General features: G+C 58.7%; 9 protein-coding genes, 1 pseudogene and 1 other annotated feature. Of the genes and pseudogenes, 3 read left to right on the top strand and 7 right to left on the bottom strand.

Annotated elements, in window-relative coordinates:
• Positions 1-544: 544 nt before the first annotated feature.
• The gene (locus tag QCM77_RS44860) at positions 545-892 is read right to left on the bottom strand and encodes a hypothetical protein (RefSeq protein ID WP_280097012.1); all 348 of its coding nucleotides are present in this window, start codon (positions 890-892) and stop codon (positions 545-547) included.
• 475 nt (positions 893-1367) lie between these two features.
• On the opposite strand from QCM77_RS44860, the gene QCM77_RS44855 reads away from it, so the two are divergent.
• On the top strand, positions 1368-1493 hold the full coding sequence (locus QCM77_RS44855; RefSeq protein WP_256476395.1) for a hypothetical protein: 126 nt from the start codon (positions 1368-1370) through the stop codon (positions 1491-1493).
• Between the two features lie 185 nt (positions 1494-1678).
• Here the strand turns inward: QCM77_RS44855 and QCM77_RS44850 are convergent, their stop codons facing one another.
• The 5 genes from QCM77_RS44850 to QCM77_RS44830 all read right to left on the bottom strand — a co-directional run bounded on the left by QCM77_RS44850 (position 1679) and on the right by QCM77_RS44830 (position 3962).
• Positions 1679-1936 carry a hypothetical protein gene (locus QCM77_RS44850; RefSeq protein ID WP_247983688.1) on the bottom strand — a complete coding sequence of 86 codons (258 nt, stop codon included), beginning with the start codon at positions 1934-1936 and terminating at the stop codon, positions 1679-1681.
• Between the two features lie 817 nt (positions 1937-2753).
• Complete coding sequence (locus QCM77_RS44845; RefSeq protein WP_280097011.1) at positions 2754-2918, bottom strand: hypothetical protein; 165 nt, start codon at positions 2916-2918, stop codon at positions 2754-2756.
• A 166-nt stretch (positions 2919-3084) separates the two neighbouring features.
• Positions 3085-3291 carry a hypothetical protein gene (locus tag QCM77_RS44840; protein ID WP_280097010.1) on the bottom strand — a complete coding sequence of 69 codons (207 nt, stop codon included), beginning with the start codon at positions 3289-3291 and terminating at the stop codon, positions 3085-3087.
• A 19-nt stretch (positions 3292-3310) separates the two neighbouring features.
• Positions 3311-3628, bottom strand: a complete 318-nt coding sequence (locus QCM77_RS44835) for a PilZ domain-containing protein (RefSeq protein WP_280097009.1) — start codon at positions 3626-3628, stop codon at positions 3311-3313.
• 28 nt (positions 3629-3656) lie between these two features.
• The gene (locus tag QCM77_RS44830) at positions 3657-3962 is read right to left on the bottom strand and encodes a hypothetical protein (protein WP_280097008.1); all 306 of its coding nucleotides are present in this window, start codon (positions 3960-3962) and stop codon (positions 3657-3659) included.
• A gap of 696 nt (positions 3963-4658) precedes the next feature.
• Between QCM77_RS44830 and QCM77_RS44825 the strand changes: the two genes are divergently transcribed.
• A complete protein-coding gene (locus tag QCM77_RS44825) occupies positions 4659-4871 on the top strand; it encodes a hypothetical protein (RefSeq protein WP_280097007.1) in 213 nt (70 codons plus the stop codon).
• A 277-nt stretch (positions 4872-5148) separates the two neighbouring features.
• Positions 5149-6376, top strand: a protein-coding gene (locus tag QCM77_RS44820; RefSeq protein ID WP_462804416.1) for an IS3 family transposase whose coding sequence is annotated in 2 segments (ribosomal slippage) — positions 5149-5462 and positions 5461-6376 — 1230 coding nt in all. Because the reading frame shifts where the segments join, the coding sequence is not laid out codon by codon here.
• Positions 5433-5548, top strand: a sequence feature (AL1L pseudoknot). Its footprint overlaps the gene before it by 116 nt.
• A 354-nt stretch (positions 6377-6730) precedes the next feature.
• Here the strand turns inward: QCM77_RS44820 and QCM77_RS44815 are convergent.
• Positions 6731-7000, bottom strand: a pseudogene (locus QCM77_RS44815) (SOS response-associated peptidase); the annotation flags it as partial.
• Positions 7001-7681 lie beyond the last annotated feature (681 nt).

Raw genomic sequence — 7681 nt, 5'->3', positions numbered from 1 at the left:
CGGCTTCGGCTCGATGATCAAAAGTCCGACTCACGGAGAGCGGGTATATCCGATAAAGCTTAACTGGAAACGGCGGGTCCCGCCCGGAAAACTACGGCCTGCGCCATGAACGAGACCGACCGAACGGTGGCAAACTTGCCGATCTGCGACAACTGCGTCGGGAGCGACCGCGCGGTGGCCGTATCTGAAATGTTCAATCCGCGCACGGGCCGGACCGTGACAATGTTCCAGTGCAGGCAGTGCGGATACGTGACGTGGGATGATCGACCCACATTTCCTTCGCGGCGGGCCGCCTCGCAGGTGTCCTGACAGTACACGATCAGGCCGCGCACGCCGGCCGCGCTCGGTCAATGCCGCCAGCCATCCTTGTCGAATTCAGTCCTGAAGCCCTTCGGCGGCCGCGAGGTGGATTGTCCCCATCGCTCGGATTGCACTGAGGACATGGAGCGCCAGCGCCGCCGCGCGTACAGGCGCGCTCGCCTTCCCATGGCCGGTCAGGGATGGTTTTCGCAGACCCAGCCGCAGTCCCAGAAAACGGTGCACCTCATCGGACCAGCATCTTTTCACCGCGCCCCCATGCGGCATGTTTCCGCGCCGTCCAATCGCGCTCGGCGCGCCACGCCGCGAAATCGGCCTCCGTGCGCTTGGACAAGAACAGCGCCCACGCCGTCAGGTACGCAACGCGCGCGCTCGCGAAGGTCGTGGCGGTGCCGGAGGAGGTGCATTCGCCCGGGCGCGATCCCGGATAGAAGCCGCAGCGCCATTGCCATGGATCGCTCTCGGTCGGATTGCCAGAGCGCAGGCCGATGCTGCCGACTTGGACATCGCCGTAATGGATCAGCCAGCTTTCCTGTCGGGCGGTGCGGTCGCGGCGGCGGATGAGATGGGGCATGGCTTGATGAAAGCGCCACGCAGGCCGGTAGGCAAATTGTCAATGTATAGGGGATCGGATCGGCGCCGGACCACTGGCCGTCGTGGGTGTGGATAGGTCCGGTGTCAGGGTTAGACCGGACCCGGCAGCGCGCGAGCTTGGACCGCTGCTTTTGACCCAAAGCGGTCCTCAGCCACAACGTAGTATCAAGAAACGCGGCTGTATCTCGGCGTTCCAAGATCCTGTTCGCGCTGCTGACGCTGGCGCTGCTGACTGGCGCAGCGTCGACACAGTCGAAGAGGTTCCACGACTCATCCGGAAAGAGCATCGGCAGTTCGTCGACCGACAGCCAAGGCACGATGACGCTCTACCACGCGGCAACGTCGTTGCAAGAGAATCCAAAAGCGGCAACATCACGAGCGTCTATGACGCGGGCGGGCGGCTTATGGGCAGACGACAATGACGACGCACACGTAAGCAAGGAAACGAGACCCAAATGCCTGCTAATGCAGATGACCAATGCTGCGTCTACTACATCAATGACGCAAGCTGCACCGATCCGTACCGTCACGGCTACATCGGCATCACCTCCAATGAGGCGCGAATAAGAACGCATGGCTGAGCTGCGGGGCGGGCAAACAAAAAAGCCCCCGACAGGAAACCCAGAATGGGAATTCTTTGGGGGCGATTTTTTGGCGAAGCTCGTATTCAAAAATGCGAGGTTTCTATTTGCACACCCGCCCCGGTTCGTCTTGCCCGGCTGCTCCTGTTGTTATCCCGTTCTCAGTCGCCACAGCACCAGCTTAGTCAATTGCCGTGAAAATCACAGGACACGCACATATGACCAGCGTTGAAATCGTTCTTCTTATTATACCCGGAGTCGTGCAGATTTCGGATATAGAGGGCGCGGTCGCTGCTACTCACACCGCCCGGCGAGATGACCGGAGACGCACCCATACCGGCAAATGCGTTCATCGGTTGGCGATGATGCGTCCGCTGCGCGGCCAAAGCGGCAGAAGTGGCGAGAGTGAGGATAGCAAAACTAACAAGAATGCTTTTGGCCATAGTCAGCTCCTCTGACATAGCTGCCCCAGCAGTACTCAATTCTAGCCTAACCGGCACTCCTCCACAATCTTACAGCGATAGCGCTCTACACCTCGGTTTTCATGGAGCTTCTGATAGCGCTGAATGGCCGCTTTTGTGTAGGTTTTTGGACGCCGGCAACGAGAGACGCTCCGCACGCTCCACTGACCGGCGTCCAAAAAGCGGCAAGGCACGAAGTCGCGGGATTTGGGCACCTGCGGAGCAGCGAGCGCTATGGGGGTTTGTAGGAGGTGCTCGACGTACGAAACTCGAAGAATGGCGGCCTCGAATGCGTGCACAACTTAAGCGTCTTGGCACGAGTGTTGCTAAATAGGGGATTTAATCTTCTTGGCCTCTGTGATTTCAGATAGTTGCGCGTGGCGGAAATGGCACATCCGACAACCATTGCGCGATTAATCGGTCGATCCTTGTTCAGTGGCATAGTGTGAATCAATTTCTTGCGAGCAGAAATATCCACGACACATTCAAGGCAAACTGGTTTGCGCTACTCGTCAAGACGATTTTGTTACTTTCGTGCGTAGGGTCGATCTGGCTTAGGTGCTGGCCCGAAGATGATCTGTTGGTTTTGATCATGCGTTGGTAGGCGGGCCCTGACGCGAGTTGATCATGTTGACCCTGCCACCCCGCTATCGCCGTCCTCTCGGATCGGCTACCGGCCTCTCGGTTCTTGGTCCCGCGCAGCGGGCTGGAGCGCAGCGACTTTGTGCCATGGCCCATCTGCGACCTCGGAGGCCATCCGCTCTTCGGCCGATTTTGGCGGTAAACCGGACATCGACGGCTACTTCTTAACCAGTATTCCCATCGTTCGCGCCATTCGCCTCACCGATCCGGCGTGGCGGCCCAGTTCGGCGGCGATCTTCGTTGTGCCAACGCCCTGCCGGGCGAGCTTGACCAATCGCTGGACCTCGCGGTCGGCCCATTGTTTTGGCTTTTGTAGCTTCATGGTGCGGCGCTCAACCTGCCGCCACTAAATCAGTGCGCCTGGTTGCCGGCACTTGGGAAATTTACGGGTTGACGTCGCCGTTGGCCCAACTGCGAGTACGGACGGCCATCGGGATTGTCGGCTCGGAACGGCAGTCAGAGAAGGAAGGGGCGCTGTCCGAAAACTGCTACTCCGACAGAAGAGCAATATAGATTTGGTCTAGGACGGTCGGTCTTGTGGCACCATCGAACAGCACCGTCAGGCCGGTGGTGCGAATGCTGACTTCGACAACCGTACCGGTCTTGTGGGCTAAATCTGGGAATTGAATGATCCCCAGCTCGCTCATCTTGAAACGTGTGGCGACAACAAACCTGTCGGTCCTCGGAGCGATCATGGGTTAATCCGAACTCGTGTCATTGCGAACCAACGAGACGCTTCTCTGCAATCGCCTTGCTCTTTGCCTTTTCGGTGACAAAATGAACGCCGACCTGAGCCCCGTCGACCCAGATCAGCTCGCACCGCCGAAATGCCAGACCAGTGGAGGATAGGACCAGAAAGAATTCCTGCGCCTTCAGGGGGTCGATAGAGCCCTCGACCTCAAGTTTGGCGCCGCTTGCAGAGGCGTCGAGAAGAATGCAGCGTCGCCGCCATGTCCCGTCGACACCCATGATGCTGACGCTATGCTTGTGCTCAAACCGAACACGGTTCGCCTTTCGATTGTTTCCGATCATCTGCAATCCCCAATCCAAATCATTTCCCTTAAAATAGGTGCGCCGCCTCTCTGCGCGTGGCCGCAATGAGCAACTCGATCCTCGCCGACTGAGCTAGTAAAGCCGTTCTGGTTGTTTCATTCAATTTGGCCTGTCCGATGATCAATCGGATGCAACCATTCGCGAGTTCAAGCATGAAGATGGCCTGACGGATGTCATCTGTTGTTTGAATTTCGAGAACTTGAACTTGCGACAACAGAGCGGCGACGGTCGGCAAAATGTCAGGCAATTTCTGGCGCGAGGGACTTGTCTCAGATCTCCCTTGGTAAGGCCGCTGAAAGTGCAGCACTGACATCGTCGCAAATCTCCTTTGCGGGTCGGCCATTATGACGTTGCTTCGTCGAAAGTGATCAAAAAGCGATGATGAAAAATACAGCTACACGCGAGGACAACGGGACAGGCCCCACTCGGACCAGCCTTGCCATGACAACCATGGGCCAGGCCGACCCTCTGTAGAATGTCCGTGTTCAGAGTTTCACGCCGAAGCGGTTAAGAAACATTTATCCGGTTGCGAGCGGCCGGTATTGCCGTATGCAAGTTGCATAGAGAATGCTATCGAAATTGGGCAAAGCATTGGTTTGCGGACCATCCGGCAATTTTGTTGACGCATAAAGGCCCGCTCAGCCGATTGGCTTTGCTCTAACAGGGCTACTCGGAACACCGACGCGGCGATGGCTATGCTGCGGCAAATCAGGCATGCGTTTGGATTTTAGATAGTTCTTTGCGACGGAGACGCGTGATGGAGGACATCTCATGGGGAGGCATCTCATGGGCTGATCTCAACAGGGATGAACAACGCGCCATTGCGATATTGGGAGCCGGTCTTTCCATTGAACTGTGCAGCCCCCTTGCTCTCCTGACGTTAGGTCGGCTCGGTCTGACCATAGGGCCCCATTTGACGGCTGCTGGAAACAATTTGCGAAGAGATGCCGTTTTGAACGGTGTCGCAGGGTAAGTTTTGCCGAGCGGTCGATAAGGACTGGGGTCGGGGATGCCAAACGCGATCGAACTCATTGTAGACGGTTATGTTAGCTTGAATGACCGAAGGGCTCTCGACGATTTGCGCATGCAGCGCAGCAAGCTGGCCGTGGACCTAAGGGCGCGCACCGGTTTTGATTACCGGACAACCCTCCGGCAGATCGAGGAAGATATCATCGTGATCGAGGCTGGGCTGGCGCGGTTGGATGGCGCGGGGACGAGCTAACCTGCCAAAGGCGTTCGCATTCAAGCTGCGGTTGACGACGCGGAAGAGCGCCGGAATAGCGGCTTGGTTGCTGGTGATCGCTGTGAAGTTGCACGTGGAGAACACCGGCCCGCGACCTTCACTCGACCTCGACCATCCGCTCCTTGGTGGCCCGTAGGCTGCGGAGGTAATAGCCTTGTGCCTGAACGGCTGACTTGATTTCGTCGCTGACCTTGCGAACTCTTTTTTGAACCGCCCCGGGTTTGCCGGAGGCTCCAACTCCTGAGAGGATGGAGCCATGACGAGCAAGACGACGAACAAGTTTTCACCCGAGGTCCGGACCCGAGCGGTTCGGATGGTTCTGGATCACGCCAGCGAGCACCCGTCGCGCTGGGCGGCAGTGACGTCAATCGCGGCCAAGATCGGCTGCACGCCGCAGACGCTGCATGACTGGGTCAAGAAGGCCGAGGTCGATAGCGGGCAGCGGGCCGGCGTTCCGACCGACACGGCCGAGAAGCTGAAGGCGCTCGAACGGGAGAACCGTGAGCTTCGGCAGGCCAACGAGATCCTGCGCAAGGCGAGCGCTTATTTTGCGATGGCGGAGCTCGACGGCGGTCCAAGCCATGATCGCCTTCATTGATGATCATCGTGGGGCGCATGGGGTCGAGCCGATCTGCAAGGTGTTGCCGATCGCCCCCTCGACCTACCACGCCCATGTGGCCAAGCGGCGCGATCCGGCCAAGCGGTCGGCGCGCAGGCAGGATGCCGCTCTGAAGGTCGAGGTTCGTCGCGTCTTCGACCAGAACTTCTCCGTCTACGGCGCGCGCAAGGTCTGGCGGCAGCTCAAGCGCGAAGGCTTCGATGTTGCCCGTTGCACGGTGTCGCGACTGATGCGGGACATGGGTTTGCAAGGGGTCATCCGCGGCAAATCCGCCAAGACCACGATCAGCGACAAGGCCGCGCCATGCCCGCTGGATCACGTCAACCGCCAGTTCAAGGCACCAAGGCCGAACGTCCTCTGGCTCTCCGACTTCACCTATGTCGCGACCTGGACCGGCTTCGTCTACGTCGCCTTTGTGATCGACGCCTATGCCCGCAGGATCGTGGGCTGGCGAGCCTCCCGCACGGCGCACGCAGGCTTCGTGCTCGATGCGCTGGAGCAGGCCCTGCACGATCGCCGACCGGTCCATCACGGCGGGCTCGTGCATCATAGCGACAGGGGCAGCCAATACGTCTCTATCAAATACACCGAACGCCTGGCTGAAGCTGGCGTCGAGCCTTCTGTCGGTAGCGTTGGAGATTCCTACGACAACGCTCTCGCCGAAACCATCAACGGTCTCTACAAGGCCGAGGTGATCCATCGGCGCGGACCATGGCGCAGCTTCGAGGCCGTCGAGTTCGCGACGCTGGAATGGGTGGACTGGTTCAACAACCGGCGGCTCCTGGAGCCCATCGGCAACATCCCGCCGGCCGAAGCCGAGCAACGCTACTACGCCATGCTGGAACAACCGGCCATGGCGGCATAACTTAAACCAAATGGCCTCCGGCAAACCCGGGGCGGTTCATTTCTGCTCTTGCGCCAATTGTGAGCAGAGTACAGCACGGGTACGGCAGAGCCTGTACTTAGGACAAGCAAGTCGCGCCTGTCATTGCGATAGACATCAAACATCTTTCGCTCCCGCTGATCATATTGAACTAAGAATGAAATATGTTTTGGTCGTCTCAATCGACGAGCTTAGTAGCTCGAATGGCTGTGCGGGTTGTAAATCTGCAACGCCCGCGACTTTGCTTCACCGCGTTCCGGATTTGGAACGAACTGATGCAAGCCCGGACCATCGCCAAACGGGGCGCGCTAGGCAGTTACTTCAGCGATGCCGTGAACGATTCTCAGGTTTCAGCCAGCCGCGCCAATGCGGCAACGACGTATTGCGGATGTTGCTGACAGGCGGCCCGCCGGTGCGCGGCGGAGGCGGCATGCCCCAACGCATCAGCGTCATCTCGGTCCCGGTTTGCGTGTTGCGGACCACCGGGGCCGGATAATCAGGAAATACGCCGGGCATCGGGGGCAGGTTGCCGACGTAGCGGTTGATCACCCGGAAGAGCGCCCGAATGGCTTCCTGGTTTGTGGTGATCGAATAGAGATTGCACATTGCACAAGAATTGCGGCGTTACTGCTGATCCTTCGGAATGGCCCCGCCCGCCGCGTCCGGGTCCGAGGTCGGACTCGACTTTTCGGCTGGCGTACCTGTTCTTAGCTCCGGCGCCGCCGTGCATTCGCCCGCCCAGAGCTTCGTTCCCTTGACCGCTCCGACGAGCTTGCAACCAACGGGCGCCCTCGGCTTCGCCTGAATGAGCGGCTTCGCGCCAACGGTCGGTCCCTTTGCCGGTGTCGCGCCTTGAGCGAGCGCGATCGTGGGAATGAGCAACATCGCGAAGCAAAGCGCTGTTCTCAAAGTGGCTCCATTTCTTCAAAACAAAGATCAGATTACCGATTTGTTGGCGCGCGCCAGATCCTCCAGTGCGTCGGACAAATCAAAACCGGCTCATCGGCCCAAGCATTGTACTAAACCCCCAATTTTCGGCGGCATGGAAAACCCAGTGGCATAATCCCGCTCTTATCAAGTTCGCCAACTTCCAAGTCGCAATCTTCCGGCGCGAGTTGGATCGGTAGCCACCGCACAGCCCGACACGACATCCCTTAAAGCCTAGCAGTCTGCTGAAGAACCCCCTCGCCACGGAGGGGGCTTGATGATTCACTTTATCCATCTCGAATCGGCAGAGGCGATCATGCGCGGCAGGTTTAAGGACCAGGGCGGCCTGTTTTCGTACAT

Source organism: Bradyrhizobium nivariense, from assembly GCF_029846695.2.
Lineage (GTDB): Bacteria > Pseudomonadota > Alphaproteobacteria > Rhizobiales > Xanthobacteraceae > Bradyrhizobium.
This window is presented reverse-complemented; position numbering and strand designations above follow the sequence as displayed.